Origin of the sequence: Nonomuraea sp. NPDC049725, from assembly GCF_040674795.1 — a bacterium.
Taxonomy (GTDB): domain Bacteria; phylum Actinomycetota; class Actinomycetes; order Streptosporangiales; family Streptosporangiaceae; genus Nonomuraea; species Nonomuraea ceibae.
In genome coordinates, this window is record NZ_JBFANJ010000010.1 from 254,831 (window position 1) to 269,050 (window position 14,220).

Annotated in this window: 12 protein-coding genes; 3 read left to right on the forward strand and 9 right to left on the reverse strand. The window is 71.2% G+C overall.

Annotated elements, in window-relative coordinates:
• Positions 1-28 precede the first annotated feature (28 nt).
• The 8 genes from AB0J53_RS26575 to mfd all read right to left on the reverse strand — a co-directional run bounded on the left by AB0J53_RS26575 (position 29) and on the right by mfd (position 10,011).
• The gene (locus AB0J53_RS26575; RefSeq protein ID WP_364176970.1) at positions 29-1,432 is read right to left on the reverse strand and encodes a hypothetical protein; all 1,404 of its coding nucleotides are present in this window, start codon (positions 1,430-1,432) and stop codon (positions 29-31) included.
• 175 nt (positions 1,433-1,607) lie between these two features.
• Positions 1,608-2,552, reverse strand: a complete 945-nt coding sequence (locus AB0J53_RS26580; RefSeq protein WP_364176973.1) for a Ppx/GppA phosphatase family protein — start codon at positions 2,550-2,552, stop codon at positions 1,608-1,610.
• On the reverse strand, positions 2,543-3,031 hold the full coding sequence (locus tag AB0J53_RS26585; RefSeq protein WP_364176976.1) for a DUF501 domain-containing protein: 489 nt from the start codon (positions 3,029-3,031) through the stop codon (positions 2,543-2,545). The genes AB0J53_RS26580 and AB0J53_RS26585 overlap by 10 nt, the downstream gene beginning before the upstream one ends.
• Positions 3,032-3,038: 7 nt before the next feature.
• Positions 3,039-3,557, reverse strand: coding sequence for a septum formation initiator family protein (locus AB0J53_RS26590; RefSeq protein ID WP_364176979.1), 519 nt, complete (start codon positions 3,555-3,557; stop codon positions 3,039-3,041).
• Positions 3,558-3,624: 67 nt separating this feature from the next.
• Positions 3,625-4,902 (reverse strand): phosphopyruvate hydratase, encoded by a 1,278-nt coding sequence (gene eno, locus AB0J53_RS26595; protein ID WP_219505077.1) that lies wholly within the window; start codon positions 4,900-4,902, stop codon positions 3,625-3,627.
• 41 nt (positions 4,903-4,943) lie between these two features.
• A complete protein-coding gene (locus tag AB0J53_RS26600; protein ID WP_364176983.1) occupies positions 4,944-5,882 on the reverse strand; it encodes a MazG family protein in 939 nt (312 codons plus the stop codon).
• 2 nt (positions 5,883-5,884) lie between these two features.
• Complete coding sequence (locus tag AB0J53_RS26605) at positions 5,885-6,496, reverse strand: SurA N-terminal domain-containing protein (RefSeq protein WP_364176986.1); 612 nt, start codon at positions 6,494-6,496, stop codon at positions 5,885-5,887.
• Between the two features lie 26 nt (positions 6,497-6,522).
• The gene (gene mfd / locus AB0J53_RS26610; RefSeq protein ID WP_364176989.1) at positions 6,523-10,011 is read right to left on the reverse strand and encodes a transcription-repair coupling factor; all 3,489 of its coding nucleotides are present in this window, start codon (positions 10,009-10,011) and stop codon (positions 6,523-6,525) included.
• A gap of 171 nt (positions 10,012-10,182) precedes the next feature.
• Here mfd and AB0J53_RS26615 point away from each other — a divergent pair, with 171 nt between their 5' ends.
• From AB0J53_RS26615 to AB0J53_RS26625, 3 genes are all read left to right on the forward strand, one after another.
• Positions 10,183-10,899 (forward strand): class I SAM-dependent methyltransferase, encoded by a 717-nt coding sequence (locus AB0J53_RS26615; protein WP_219505085.1) that lies wholly within the window; start codon positions 10,183-10,185, stop codon positions 10,897-10,899.
• Positions 10,900-10,965: 66 nt separating this feature from the next.
• On the forward strand, positions 10,966-12,180 hold the full coding sequence (gene cysC, locus AB0J53_RS26620; RefSeq protein ID WP_364176992.1) for an adenylyl-sulfate kinase: 1,215 nt from the start codon (positions 10,966-10,968) through the stop codon (positions 12,178-12,180).
• The gene (locus tag AB0J53_RS26625) at positions 12,177-13,058 is read left to right on the forward strand and encodes a sulfite exporter TauE/SafE family protein (RefSeq protein WP_364176995.1); all 882 of its coding nucleotides are present in this window, start codon (positions 12,177-12,179) and stop codon (positions 13,056-13,058) included. The genes cysC and AB0J53_RS26625 overlap by 4 nt, the downstream gene beginning before the upstream one ends.
• Here AB0J53_RS26625 and AB0J53_RS26630 read toward each other — a convergent pair.
• Complete coding sequence (locus tag AB0J53_RS26630; RefSeq protein WP_357586238.1) at positions 13,003-14,034, reverse strand: hypothetical protein; 1,032 nt, start codon at positions 14,032-14,034, stop codon at positions 13,003-13,005. The genes AB0J53_RS26625 and AB0J53_RS26630 overlap by 56 nt on opposite strands.
• Positions 14,035-14,220 lie beyond the last annotated feature (186 nt).

Here is a 14,220-nt window from a genome sequence, read left to right on the forward strand (position 1 = left end):
GCGCCAGGCGCCACCCGGTTCAGCGATCTCAGGCCTTCTTGCAGGGCGCCTGGAAGGAGGCCGGGACCACCTTCAGGAGCTTGCCGCTCGGGTCGAAGATCTTCAGCTCGGCCACGCCGTCCTTCGTCAGCTCGTTGAAGTTCTGCGAGAAGGAGACCGTGGTGGAGCCGTCACCGATGTTCGCGGAGCCGAGGTGCGTGCCCTCGTACGTCCACACGGCCTGGCCCTTGAAGCCGTTCTTGCCGGTCACCGTGGCCGAACCGGACAGGGTGCCGGACGGGCAGGTGTTCTCGCTCGCGGTCACCGAAGCGCCGGAGACCTCGTAGGAGGGCTCGGGCTTGGGCTCGTCACACGCAGCGTAGGACTGCGTGATGGAGTCGCTGTTGTTCGGGCCGTAGACCGACAGCGTGATCTTGCCGCCGTTCTTCGCGGCGCCGTGCAGCGCCCGCTGCGAGAGCGAGACGTTCTTGGTGCCGCTGCCGAAGTAGCGCGAACCCTGCTCGACCGCCTGGCCGTTCACGGACCAGACCCACCGGACGTCGGCGGCGCGGTTGAGGTTGATGTTGGCGTGCGCGCTGACCTTGCAGCCGTCGTGGTTGGTCGCCGTCACCAGGTCGGAGGCGGAGACCTTCACAGCCGGGGCCGGCGGGGTGTAGTCCTTGCACCAGACCTTGTAGTAGGCCCGGTTGGAGTACTCACGGTCCGGGCTCAGGATCTGCAGGACCGCGGAGCCGCGCTGGCTGTGACGGGCGGTGATGCCCGCGTAGACCTTGCGGGAGTCCCAGACCTTGACCTTGCCGTAGTCCACGACGTCACCGTTGACGACCCAGCGGTAGCGCACCCAGGCCGGGCGGTTCACGGTGATCCGGCCGGCGAAGTGGATCCGCTTGCCGGGGTCGCACGAGCCCACGTAGTGGGACGGGCTCGCCCAGGCGCGCGCGGAGACCCGCACGTCGTCGCGGGTGCCCTCGAGCTTCATGCAGTTGACCGAGAAGTAGCTCTTCTTCGAGGTCACCGTGCGCGGGCCGAGGACCTGCAGGGCCTGCCAGCCCTTGACGTCGCCCTTGAAGGTGACCTTCTCGGTGACCTTCACGGACTTCGTGCCCTTGACCTTGACGGTCTTGACCTTGCTCTTCGAGCCGTCGCCGTGGAGCCAGCGGTAGGCCAGGGTGGTCTTGGCCTTGCTGGAGACCTTGACCGTGGCGGAGAACGTCACCGACACCGGACAGGCGCCGACGTAGTCACGCTCCGACACCTTCGGCGTGGAGACGGAGACCTTGGCCTTCGTCTTGGCGGCCGCTGCCCCAGCGGTCGCGGAGGAGGCCGTGGCGGCCTGAGCGGGGCTGGACACCAGCCCGGCCACCAGGCCGGCCAGCACGAAAGTGGAGGCGCCGAACGCCGCCACCTTCCGCGCTAACACAGAGGACTTCATGAATGAGGCTCCATTCCGTGAGGGAAGAGATGCGCTCGGGAACGGTTGCCACGCCGACAGCCCTCTTGTGTCGCGCAATATGGCAAAGCCCCCGTTATGCACGATCACTAAAGCACAGAACTGATTGCACGCTCAACACGAACGCAAGCGAGTTATGTCCCGATTTAGCCACTTTTCAGGCCAGGGACCACGCAATTCCATCGAGAATGTCATGCTCACTCACCACTACCTGCGCAAATGTGAACCGCCTCACGATGCGGTCCAGGATGAGCGCCCCCGCGCCGATGACGTCCACCCGGCCCGGATGCATCACGCCCAGCGCCGCCCGCTCACCATGCGTCATCGCCAGCAGCCGCCGCGTCACCTCGTGCACCTGCTCGGCGGAGATGCGCGAATGGTGAATGCGCGCCGGGTCGTACTCCGGGAGCCCGAGCGCGACGCCCGCGACCGTCGTCACCGAACCGGCCAGCCCCACCAGCGTGTGCGCCCGGCGCACCGGGACCTCGGCCTCGACCCGGTCGAGCGCCTTCTCGACGTCGGCCACCACCGCCTCCAGCGCCTCGGCCGACGGCGGGTCGCCCGCGTCACGCAGGTGACGCTCGGTCAGCCGCACGCAGCCGATGTCGACGGAGATCGCCGCCTCCGCGTGACGGGAGCCGACCACGAACTCGGTCGAGCCGCCGCCGATGTCGACGACCAAGTAGGGCGGCAGCGGGCCCTGCGGCACCTCGGTCTCCGGCGACAGCCGCAGCAGGCCCCGCGTCGAGCCGGTGAACGACAGCTCCGCCTCCTCCGCGCCCGTCACCACCTCCGGCGCGACGCCGAAGATCTCCCGGACGCCGTCGGTGAACCGGTCGCGGTTGTCGGCGTCACGGGTGGCGCTGGTCGCCACCACCCTCGTGGCGACGGCCCCGTGCCGGTCGATCAGCTCGCGGTAGCGCAGCATGGCGCCGAACGTGCGCTCCAGCGCGTCGGGCGACAGCCGCCCGGTCCGGTCCACGCCCTCGCCGAGCCGGACGATCTCCATCCGCCGCTCGACCTCGGTCAGCGAGTCGTCGCCGACGTCGGCGATCAGCAGCCGCACCGAGTTGGTGCCGCAGTCGACGGCGGCTACGCGCATGGTCCGTCACTCCACCAGTCGGGGAGCGCGTCCAGCGCCTCCCTGCCGAACGGGTTGCTGCCGGGCACCGCCAGCTCGTGCGCCACGAGCGCGTGCAGGCACTTGACCCGCAGCGGCATGCCGCCGGTGCTCTGCATGTCACGCGGGAGCGGCTCCAGGCCCTCCTCCTCGGCGACCTTGTCACGCCGGGCGACGTAGTCGTCGTGCGCCGCCTGGTAGGCGGCGGCCAGCTCGGGGTCGTCGGCCAGCCGGTCCTGCATCCGGCGCATCAGCCCGGAGCCCTCCAGCGTGCCGATCGCGGAGGCGGCCCGCGGGCAGGTCAGGTAGTAGAGCGTGGGGAACGGCGAGCCGTCGGGCAGCCGCGGCGCGGTCTCGACCACGTCGGGGTTGCCGCACGGGCAGCGGTGCGCCACCCCGCGCAACCCTCGGGGAGGCCGCCCCAGCTGCCGCTGGACCGCCTCGACGTCACTGCTCTCCAACGCTCTCCTACTCCCCCTCGCCGGCCGTGCCGGCCTCACCGGTCTTGTCAGCTTCGCCGGTCGTGTCGGTCTTGCCGGTCGTATCGGTCTTGCCGGTCGTGTCAGTTTCGCCGGACGTGTCGGCTGGGTCGGTCACGCCCGCCCGGCGGCCGGTGCCGTCGTCGGCGGCCTGCACCGACTCCCAGAGCGTCTGATACCACGGCGGTGCCGCCGCCGGCCGCTTGACCGCCGTCGCGCCCTTGCCCGGGTCGGCGTCCATGACCACGTAGCACTTCTCGCCCGGCCCGCAGTAGTGCAGCCGCTCCTTGGCCGTGCGCTTGATCCAGTTGGGGTCGCGCACCTGCTGCGCCTCGGCGAGCAGGCGCTGGCGCTCGGCCTCGACCCGCGCCTTCTCCTCCCGGAGCTCGGCGATGTTGCGCCGCTGGGCGATGTACTCGCGCACGGGGTAGGCCAGGCTCATGGCGATCGCGCACACCACGATCGCCAGGATGGCGGCTCGCCCGGTCAGCTGCGGTCTCTTCGCCAACGCACTACCCCCTCAGACGGCGACGGGACCCGCGGCAGGACTCGCCCACCGCGGGCCGTACCCGAAACTAGCGCTGGAACCGCGGGAAAGCGTCACGACCCGCGTAACGGGCGGCGTCGTCGAGGATTTCCTCGATGCGCAGCAGCTGGTTGTACTTGGCCACCCGGTCGGAGCGGGCCGGCGCGCCGGTCTTGATCTGGCCGCAGTTGACCGCCACGGCCAGGTCGGCGATCGTCGTGTCCTCGGTCTCGCCCGAGCGGTGGCTCATCATGCACTTGTAGCCGTTGCGGTGGGCCAGGTCGACGGCGTCGAGGGTCTCCGACAGGGTGCCGATCTGGTTGACCTTGACCAGGAGCGCGTTGGCGGTGCCGGCCTTGATGCCGCGCTCCAGCCGCTCCGGGTTGGTGACGAACAGGTCGTCGCCGACGAGCTGCACCCGGGAGCCGAGCGCCTCGGTGATCGCGCGCCAGCCCTCCCAGTCCTCCTCGTCGAGCGGGTCCTCGATGGAGACGAGCGGGTAGTTGTCGACCAGGTCCTGGTAGAAGGCGATGAGCTCCTGGGCGGACAGGCCCTTGCCGTCGATGGTGTAGACGCCGTCCTTGTGGAACTCGGAGGCGGCCACGTCGAGCGCGAGCGCGATGTCCTCGCCGGGCCGGTAGCCGGCCTTCTCGATCGCGACGAGGATCAGGTCGAGGGCGTCGCGGTTGGACGGCAGGCTGGGCGCGAACCCGCCCTCGTCGCCCAGGCCGGTGGCGTAGCCCTTCTCCTTCAGCACGGACTTGAGCGCGTGGTAGACCTCGGTGCCCATGCGGACGGCGTCGCGGAACGTCGGCGCGCCGATCGGCGCGATCATGAACTCCTGGATGTCCACGTTGGTGTCGGCGTGGGCGCCGCCGTTGAGGATGTTCATCATCGGCACGGGCAGCACGTGCGCGTTGGGGCCGCCCACGTAGCGGAACAGCGGCAGCTCGGCGCTGTCGGCGGCGGCCTTGGCCACGGCCAGCGAGACGCCCAGGATGGCGTTGGCGCCCAGCTTGGCCTTGTTGGGCGTGCGGTCCAGGTCGATCATGATCTGGTCGACGATGCGCTGGTCCTCGGCCTCGACGCCGTGGATCTCGTCGAAGATCTCGTCGGTGATGGCGAGGACGGCCTTCTGCACGCCCTTGCCGTTGTAGCGATCGTCGCCGTCGCGCAGCTCCACAGCCTCGAACTGGCCGGTGGACGCGCCGCTCGGCACCGCGGCGCGGCCGGTGCTGCCGTCGTCGAGGATCACCTCGACCTCGACCGTCGGGTTGCCCCGGGAGTCGAGGATCTCGCGCGCGTATACGACCTCGATGGTAGCCACGGGATGCGCTCCTAAATCGAAAGGCAATATGGGTCTAGAGCTTATCGGCCCTCTCGCGACTCCCAGGCGCGCACCCTGTCGCGGTAGGCGCGTGCGGCGGCGCGCAGCTCGGCCTCGGCGTCGACCCCGGCCTCCTGGGCGCGTCGCACCAGGTCCCACAGCTCGCGGGCGACCCCCTGGCCGACGGCGGCGGCCAGGCTCCCGGGCGCCCCGCCGCGCTCGGCCCGCCGGACGAGCTGGGCCGCCAGCGACAGCGCGGGCTGGCCCAAGGGCACCCCGTCGAGCAGCGACTCGCCGCCCTTGGAGGCCCGCTCGGCCGCCTTGATGGCCTCCCAGTTGTCGTTGACCTGGTCGGCGGTCTCGGCCCGGACCGAGCCGAACACGTGCGGGTGGCGCCGCACCAGCTTGTCGACGATGCCGGCGGCCACGTCGTCCATGTCGAACCCGTCGGCCACCCGCGCGTGGAACACCACCTGGAGCAGCAGGTCGCCGAGCTCCTCGCGGAGCGCCGGGTAGTCGGACTCCTCGATGGTCTCCAGCACCTCGTACGCCTCTTCGAGCAGGTACGGGACCAGCGACTCGTGGGTCTGCTTGCGGTCCCACGGGCACTCGACGCGCAGCCGGTCCATGACCGCGACCAGGTCGAGGACGCGGGCGCCCGGCAGGTCGTAGGAGCCGGGCACGACCTCGATCAGGGGCGGGTCGGCCAGCGCGACGGCGGCGTGGCCGAGCGCGCGCATGAAGTCCTCGTCGTCACCGGAGGCGAGCCACACGACGGTGTCGGTCACGGCCCGCCGGGCCAGCGAGGCCGGGTCCGGCGTCACCACGTCGACCTCGATCCCGGCCTCGGCCAGGTAGGGGAGCTGGGGGTGATCGGCGGAGCCGGTCAGCACCGGGCCGGAGCGCAGCGCCTGCCACGCCTGGTGGCTCAGCAGCCCCGGCGCGACGCGCGGCGAGGTGGTGACGACGACGAGTGGCATGCCTAGCCCTGCGGCTGCTGCTGCTGCTGCGGCTGGGCGGGCTGCAGCGGCTTGCCGAAGCGGCCCGGGTCGACGAAGCCCTGGTCCTGCTGGAAGGTGCCGTAGCGGGGGCTGAACTGCGTCTTGATGGAGTTGTACTCCTCGGCCCACTTGGCCGCGGCCTGCTGGCTCTGGGTGCCGCCGAACTTCTCGATCAGCTTGGCCGCGCCCAGCTCGGCGCGCAGGTAGGGGCGCGCGCCGGCCGGGGCGACGCCCTTGGACAGCAGGTTCATCTCCGGCGACTGCTGCTGGCCGGGCTGCTGGAGCGCGGCGTCGACCTCGGTCTCGGTGACCGTGATGCCGTGCTTGGCGGCGAGCTGCTGGTAGCGGGCCTGGTTGGTCATCCGGAACAGCACGAACTGGGTGACCGGCACGCCGAGCTGCTCGGGCGTGATGTTGGCCTTCTTCAGCGCGGCCTCGAACTCCTGGACGTTCCGGGTGAGATCGCTGGCCGAGATCCGCTGGTTGCCGACCACGGCCGCCGCGCCGGCCTCGACAGGGGTTGAGCAGGCGGTCAGCGCGAGGACGCTGGCTCCCGCCGCGGCAGCGACCAAAACCGCTCGTATCGACTTCACGTGCATCCCTTCGACAAAAATCGCCGCTAGCTTACCCGCGCCGGCTCGAGGAACATCGCCTCCACCAGGTCGCCACACCATTTGAGCAGGTCCAGGTCCCGCAGCGGCTGCCCGCCCAGCGGCTTGGTCTTGGGCACCGGCACCAGCAGGGTCTCGGCCGCCTGCTTGTAGACGGCCTTCTTGTAGAGCCGGTCGAGCCGGACCTGCTGCGACTCCTTCAGCACGGCCGGGCCGAACTTGATGTTCTGCCCCTGGAGCGTGACGTCGGTCAGCCCCGCCTGCCGCGCCTTGATCCGGAACCTGGCGACCTCCAGCAGGTTCTCCACCTCGACGGGCGGCTTGCCGTAGCGGTCGGTCAGCTCCGCGCGCACCTCGTCGATGTGGATGGGCGCGGAGATCGCCGCGATCCGCTTGTACGCCTCCAGCCGCAGCCGCTCGGAGGTCACGTAGTCATGCGGGATGTGCGCGTTGATCGGCAGCTCGACCTTGACGTCGTGCACCTCCTCGACCGGCTCGGCGCCCGACAGCTTGGCCTTCTGCTCCTGCACGGCCTCGGCCATCAGCCGCACGTACAGGTCGAAGCCGACGCCCGCGATGAAGCCCGACTGCTCGGCGCCGAGCACGTTGCCGGCGCCGCGGATCTCCAGGTCCTTCATCGCCACGTACATGCCGGCGCCCATCTCGGTGTGCTGCGAGATCGTGGCCAGACGCTCGTGCGCGGTCTCGGTCAGCGGCTTCTCCGGCGGGTAGAGGAAGTACGCGTAGCCGCGCTCGCGGCCTCGCCCGACCCGGCCGCGGAGCTGGTGGAGCTGCGACAGGCCGTAGTTGTCGGCCCGGTCGACGATGAGCGTGTTGGCGTTGGGCACGTCCAGCCCCGACTCCACGATCGTGGTCGAGACGAGCAGGTCGTACTCGCGCTCCCAGAAGCCCACCATGATCTTCTCGAGCTGGTGCTCGTTCATCTGGCCGTGCGCCACCGCGACGCGCGCCTCGGGCACCAGCTCGCGCAGCCGCGCGGCCACCCGGTTGATCGAGGCGACCCGGTTGTGCACGAAGAAGATCTGCCCGTCGCGCATCAGCTCGCGCCGGATCGCCGCCGCGATCTGCTTCTCGTCGTACGGGCCGACGAAGGTGAGGATCGGGTGGCGCTCCTCCGGCGGGGTGAGGATCGTGGACATCTCCCGGATGCCGGTCAGGCCCATCTCCAGCGTGCGCGGGATCGGCGTCGCCGACATCGCCAGCACGTCGACCTGGGTGCGCAGGTGCTTCATGGCCTCCTTGTGCTCGACGCCGAACCGCTGCTCCTCGTCGATGATGATCAGGCCCAGGTCCTTGAACCTGACCTCGGGGCTGAGCAGCCGGTGGGTGCCGATGACCACGTCGACGGCGCCGGTGCGCAGGCCGTCGAGCGTGCCCTTGATCTCGGCGTCGGTCTGGAAGCGGGAGACCGGCTTGAGCGTGACGGGGAAGCTGGAGAAGCGCTCGGTGAACGTCGACATGTGCTGCTGCACCAGCAGCGTGGTCGGCACCAGCACGGCCACCTGCTTGCCGTCCTGCACCGCCTTGAAGGCCGCGCGCACCGCGATCTCGGTCTTGCCGTAGCCCACGTCGCCGCAGATCAGCCGGTCCATCGGGACGCCGCGCTCCATGTCGCGCTTGACCTCGTCGATGGCTTCGAGCTGGTCGCCCGTCTCGGCGTAGGGGAAGGCGTCCTCCATCTCGCGCTGCCACGGGGTGTCGGGGCCGAAGGGGTGGCCGGGCGAGGCCATGCGCGCCGAGTAGAGGCGGATGAGCTCGCCGGCGATCTCCTTGACCGCCTTCTTGGCCCGCGACTTGGCCTTGGCCCAGTCGGCGCCGCCCATCCGGTTGAGGGTGGGCGCCTCGCCGCCGACGTAGCGGGTGACCTCGTCGAGCTGGTCGGTGGGCACGTAGAGGCGGTCGCCCTTGGCGTACTCGATGACGAGGTATTCGCGGGTGGCGCCCTGGACGGTGCGCTGGACCATCTCCACGTAGCGGCCGACGCCGTGCTGCTCGTGCACGACGTGGTCGCCGACCTTGAGCTGGAGCGGGTCGACCATGTTGCGGCGGCGCGAGGGCAGGCGGCGCATGTCCTTGGTGGACGCCTTCTGGCCGACCAGGTCGAGGTGGGTGAGGACGGCCAGGCCGGGGGTGACGAAGCCGTGCTCCAGGAGGCCGGTGGTGACGTGGACGACCTTCGGCTCCGGCGCCTTGTCCAGATATTTCGTGAGGCGGGCGGGAACGTCGACGCCCTTCAGCACCTCGACCATGCGCTCGGCCGGGCCGTGCCCCTCGCTGAGCAGCACGACCGCCTTGTCCTCGGCCAGCCAGCCCTTGACGTCCTCCAGCGCCTTGCGGGTGTCGCCCCGGTAGGCCTCGGAGTCGTGCGCGGCCAGCTCGACGCCGGTGCCGAACGGCGCCATCGACCACCACGGCTGCCCCAGGGAGCCGGCGTGGTCGCGGATCTCCTCCAGCGAGCGGAACGCGGCGGCCCCGAGGTCGATGGGCGCCTCGCCGCCGGCGGCCGCGTTGATCCAGGACGCCTCCAGGAACTCCTGCGAGGTGCGCACCAGCTCCTCGGCCCGGCTCCTGATCCGCTCGGGGTCGCAGACGAACACCGCCGCCCGGTCCGGCAGGTGGTCGATCAGCAGGTCCATCTCCCCGGCCAGCGCCGGGGCGAACGCCTCCATGCCCTCGACCGGGGTGCCCTCGGCGAGCTGGTCGAGCACCTCGGCGAGCGCCGGGTGCCGCTCGGCCAGCTCCCGCGCCCTGGCCCGGACCTCGCCGGTCAGCAGCAGCTCGCGGCAGGGCGGCGCGAACAGCCCGTCCTCGGCCGCCTCCAGCGAGCGCTGGTCGGCCACCTTGAACCAGCGGATCTCCTCGACCGTGTCGCCCCAGAACTCCAGCCGCAGCGGGTGCTCCTCGGTGGGCGGGAACACGTCGAGCAGCCCGCCGCGCACCGCGACCTCGCCGCGCTTCTCCACCATGTCGACCCGGTGGTAGCCGTTGCCCACCAGGTTGGCCACGACCGCGTCCAGATCGGCGTCGTCGCCGGCCCGCAGCCGGATCGGCTCCAGGTCGCCCAGGCCCTTCACGATCGGCTGCAACAGCGCCCGGATCGGCGCGACGATCACGTTGAGCGGCCCGGCGGCGCTGTCGCCCTTGACCGGGTGCGCCAGCCTGCGCAGCACGGCCAGCCGCTGGCCGACGGTGTCGGAGCGGGGCGAGAGCCGCTCGTGCGGCAGCGTCTCCCAGGCCGGGAACACCGCGACCGTGCTGGGCTCGATGAGGCTGGTCAGCGCCGCCGCCAGGTCCTCGGCCTCGCGGCCCGTCGCGGTGACGGCCAGGACCGCGCGCTGGTCGTGCCCGGCCAGCGCGGCCACGCCGAAGGGCCGCAGCGCGGCGGGCGCGACGAGGGCCACGTCGCCGCCCTGTTCGAGGGCGGCGGCCAGGCTCGGGTCGGCGGAGACAAGGTCAAGCAGTCCGGAAAGACTCATCAGTCAGCCCCATGGCAACACGACTACCCCCGGCCGAACGGCAGCGGGGGTGTGGTCGTTCCAGACTACTGGCCGGGTGCCCCTCACCCGTCCGCCGCCATCACGCGCGGAAACGCTCGCGAGGGACCGATGTCCCTTACTCTTCGGCAGTTATTGATTACTGTGGGTTACATGTCTGACGTGCGGTCGGTCGCCCAAGGGGGCGATCTCTTTGTTCAGCGGATCCGCGAGCAGTGGACCGGTCAGCTCGGCCGGCGCCTCGACGTGCTGGTCGCCGGGTGCGCCCACGACGAGCCGCTGGCGCTGGGGCGCATCGACGTCCGCGTCACGGGGGTCGACGAGGACCTGCCCGCGATACGCAGAGTGGTCGAGGAGCGGGCCGACCTGGTCGCCTGGACGCTCGGCGACCTGCGCTCGGCGGCGCTGCCGCCCCGGGCCTACGACGTGATCCAGCTCTCCTTCCTGCTGGAGCGCATCGAACACGCGGAGCTGGTCTTCGACCGGCTGCTGCAGTCGCTGCGGCCGGGCGGCCTGGTGCTGCTGCGGATGCGCGACAGGAACTCGGCCTACGCGCTGCTGGAGCGGCTCACGCCGGCCTGGGTGCGGCGGCTGCTGTGGCGGCGGCTGGTCGTGCCGGGCACCCCGGGGCCGCTCCCGGTCGTGCACGGGCCGCTGGCCTCGGCCGACGGGATGCACGCGTTCTGCCTGACCCGGGGCCTGCTGATCACCGACGAGGAGACCGCGACCAGCGGGCCCGCGATGGGCCGGGTGGGCGGCGCGCTCGTCGGCCTGGCGTCCCGGTTGACCCGCGGGCGATACCCTGCCACCCACGACGAGATCACGATGGTCATCAGGAAGCCCGAGTATCACTTCGCCCGTCTGATCTAGCGGCCACACCGAGTACAGTGGTATTTTTTCCTACCAATGTAATCGGGATAGTTGGGATGAACGATCGTGGAGTGGACCCCCGACGCGCGCGAGCTGGCCGATCTTGAGCTGCTGCTTTCGGGGGCGTTCCAGCCGCTGACGGGGTTTCTCGGCCACGACGACCTCCACACGGTGCACGAGCGCGGCACGCTGGCCGACGGCACCCCGTGGCCCGCGCCCGTCACGATCACGCTGCCCGACGAGGTGACCCCGGGCGAGGAGGTCACGCTGCTCGACCCCGAAGGCGTGCCGCTGGCCGTGCTGAGCGTGACCGAGCGGGGTCACGACGGGCTGGCGGCCGGCCCGGTGAAGGGCCTCGGCGCGCCCGAGCACGGCCCGTTCGCGCGGCTGCGCCGCACGCCCGACGAGGTCCGCGTCGACCTGGGCGGGCGCGACGCGCTGGCCGTCACGATGCGCGGGCCTCTCGACGACCTGGGCGAGATCGTCGCCACCGCCAAGGAGCTCGGCGCCGTCATCCTGCTGCTCCCCCTCGCGTACGGCGAGGCCGGGCCGGGCGTCGTCAGGGCCGCGCTGCGGGCCAGGGACCAGCTCCCCGAGGGCACGATCGTGGTGCCGGTGCCGCTGGCGCCGCGCGACGAGCCCGAGATCGACCTGGAGCTGCGCGAGCACGTCGCCTTCGCCTACGGCGCGAGCGAGCACCTGGCCGGGCCCGACCCGGTGCGCATCCCCGGGCCGCCGCACCGGCGCGGCCTGGTGGTGTTCTTCACCGGCCTGTCGGGGTCGGGCAAGTCCACGATCGCCCGCGGCCTGCGCGACGCGCTGCTGGAGCTGGGCACCCGCACGGTCACCTACCTCGACGGCGACGTGGTGCGCCACCTGCTGTCCAAGGGCCTGACGTTCTCCAAGGCCGACCGCGACCTCAACATCCGGCGGATCGGGTTCGTGGCCGCCGAGGCGGCCCGCCACGGCGGCCTGGCCATCTGCGCCCCCATCGCCCCCTACGCGGAGACGCGGGCCGAGGTGCGCGAGATGGCCGAGTCGGTCGGCGCCGACTTCCTGCTCGTGCACGTCGCCACGCCGCTGGAGGAGTGCGAGCGCCGCGACCGCAAGGGCCTGTACGCCAAGGCGCGGGCCGGACTCATCCCCGAGTTCACCGGCGTCTCCGATCCGTACGAGGAACCGGACGACGCCGACCTGACCATCGACACCACGCACCTGTCGGTCGAGGCGGCCGTCGGGCGGGTGCTCGACACGCTGCGCGGCGGCGGGTGGGTGCGATGATCGACCTCCCGCTCATCGCCGGGTCGTTCCTGGTGGCGATCGTCGTCGGACTGACCGGCATGGGCGGCGGCGCGCTGATGACGCCGATGATGATGCTGTTCTTCAACGTCCCGCCGCTGGCCGCGGTCTCCAGCGACCTGGTGGCCTCGGCGGTGATGAAGCCGGTCGGCAGCGTCGTCCACCTGCGCCGGGGCACGGTCAACCTCAAGCTGGTCGGCTGGCTCTGCGCGGGCTCGGTGCCGACGGCGTTCTGCGGGGTGTTCCTGGCGCGGGCGTTCGCGGTGGGCGACGGGGTCAAGTACGCGCTCGGCGTCGCCCTGCTGCTCGCGGTCGCCGGGCTTGCCGCCAAGGCGTGGCTGGGCGACCGGGGCGGAACGGCGGAGGCCCGGGAGATCGTCGTGCGCCCAATACCGACCCTACTGGTCGGTATGGTAGGCGGCCTGGTCGTCGGGGTGTCGTCCGTGGGCTCCGGGTCGCTCATCATCGTGGCGCTGATCGCGCTCTACCCGGCGCTCAAGGCCAACCAGCTCGTCGGCACGGACCTGGTCCAGGCGGTGCCGCTGGTCGTGTCGGCGGCGCTCGGCCACCTGCTGTTCGGCGACTTCCAGGCCGACCTGACGCTCTCGCTGCTCGTCGGCTCGATCCCCGGCGTCTACCTGGGCGCGCGGATCTCCTCGCGGGCGCCGGGCGGGCTGATCAGGGCGATGCTCGCGATCGTGCTGCTGGCCTCGGCGCTCAAGCTGCTCGACGTGCCCAACACGGTCACCGTGGTCGCGCTGGTGGCGGCGACGGCGGTCGTCGTGGCGGGCTGGCGATGGCGGGTCAGGGCCGCGGCACGCGAGTCGCGCGGAAGTGCGGATCTCTCGCGAGCTCGGTGAACGCCCGGTCGGCCGTCGGCTCGGTGTCGAAGCTGGTGTTGCCCCTCGGGGCGTGCGGCGAGTCGAAGTAGACCAGCGCCTTGATCTGCGGATAGCGGCGGATCTGCCGGCGCACCGACTCGTAGAAGGCCCGCTTGAACGCCGGGTCGTCGGCCCGCTCGAACACGCCCCACTCCGCGACCATGACCGGCTTGCCGGGGAAGCGCCACTGCATCCACCGGTAGAAGCCGGGCCACTCGTCGAAGTCCTCGCGCGTCTTGTTGACCAGCGTGCCGAAGTCCTGCACCCGGCCGTCGGCGTAGGGGTCCATGGCCACCCAGTCGACCACGTCGTCGCCCGGGTAGAGCTCCTCGAACCACGGCTTGGACGCCCAGTTGGGCGCGCCCATGTAGGTCATCACGGTGACCGCGTTCTTCACCCCGCGCTCGCGCAGCCGGAGCACGACGTGACGGAACATCTCGGCGTAGTCGCCGGCCCGCATGCCGGAGCCGGCCGCGGCGTCGACGTCGTTCTCCGGCTCGTGGTGGATGGTCAGGAAGAACCGTTCGGGGAACGTGCGCCGCAGGTAGCGGGCCAGCCGGTCGATCCGGGAGTCGATGGCCCCGTCGGCGATCTCCGCCCAGGTGTGGCCGAAGGACGGCTTCCAGTTGACGAGCAGCAGCCGGGGCCTGGCCGGGTCGCGGGCGAGCCGGATCTCCTCGTCGGTCGGGAACAGCTCCCTGCCCCGGTGGTAGACGTGCAGGATGTCGGCCTTGGCGCCCATGCGGTGCTCGGCGTTCTCCAGGGCCCGGGTCACGCCCGCGCCGGTGAAGATCTCCGGCGCGATCCCCCACCAGGCGCCGCAGGACGGGATCAGCCTGCTGGTGACGGCGCACTCGGGCGGGGTCGCCACCACCGGCGGCAGGCTCGCCCGGGCCGCGGCCGGCGTCTCGTCGGCCGCCGAGCAGGCGGACAGCACGACGACCAGCGCCGGCACCAGAGCCCACGCGATGATATGTGGCGAATTATGCGGCAAAATGACCCGCCCCCCTCATTCAAGCCCCCGCCCGTCAACCCTGAACCATGCCACGCCCATGCCGGATCGTCAGCCGAGACCGCAGATCAGAGGCGGTACGGCCGCCGTACAAATCCCTTTATCGCCGGTTATTGAAGGACGAATTGC

What these genes read in the sequence shown, in the direction of transcription:
- AB0J53_RS26575 (WP_364176970.1), bottom strand. Translation starts at nt 1,432, where the DNA reads ATGAAGTCCTCTGTGTTAGCGCGGAAGGTGGCGGCGTTCGGCGCCTCC.
- AB0J53_RS26580 (WP_364176973.1), bottom strand. Translation starts at nt 2,552, where the DNA reads ATGCGCGTAGCCGCCGTCGACTGCGGCACCAACTCGGTGCGGCTGCTG.
- AB0J53_RS26600 (WP_364176983.1), bottom strand. Translation starts at nt 5,882, where the DNA reads ATGCCACTCGTCGTCGTCACCACCTCGCCGCGCGTCGCGCCGGGGCTG.
- mfd (WP_364176989.1), bottom strand. Translation starts at nt 10,011, where the DNA reads ATGAGTCTTTCCGGACTGCTTGACCTTGTCTCCGCCGACCCGAGCCTG.
- AB0J53_RS26615 (WP_219505085.1), top strand. Translation starts at nt 10,183, where the DNA reads ATGTCTGACGTGCGGTCGGTCGCCCAAGGGGGCGATCTCTTTGTTCAG.
- AB0J53_RS26625 (WP_364176995.1), top strand. Translation starts at nt 12,177, where the DNA reads ATGATCGACCTCCCGCTCATCGCCGGGTCGTTCCTGGTGGCGATCGTC.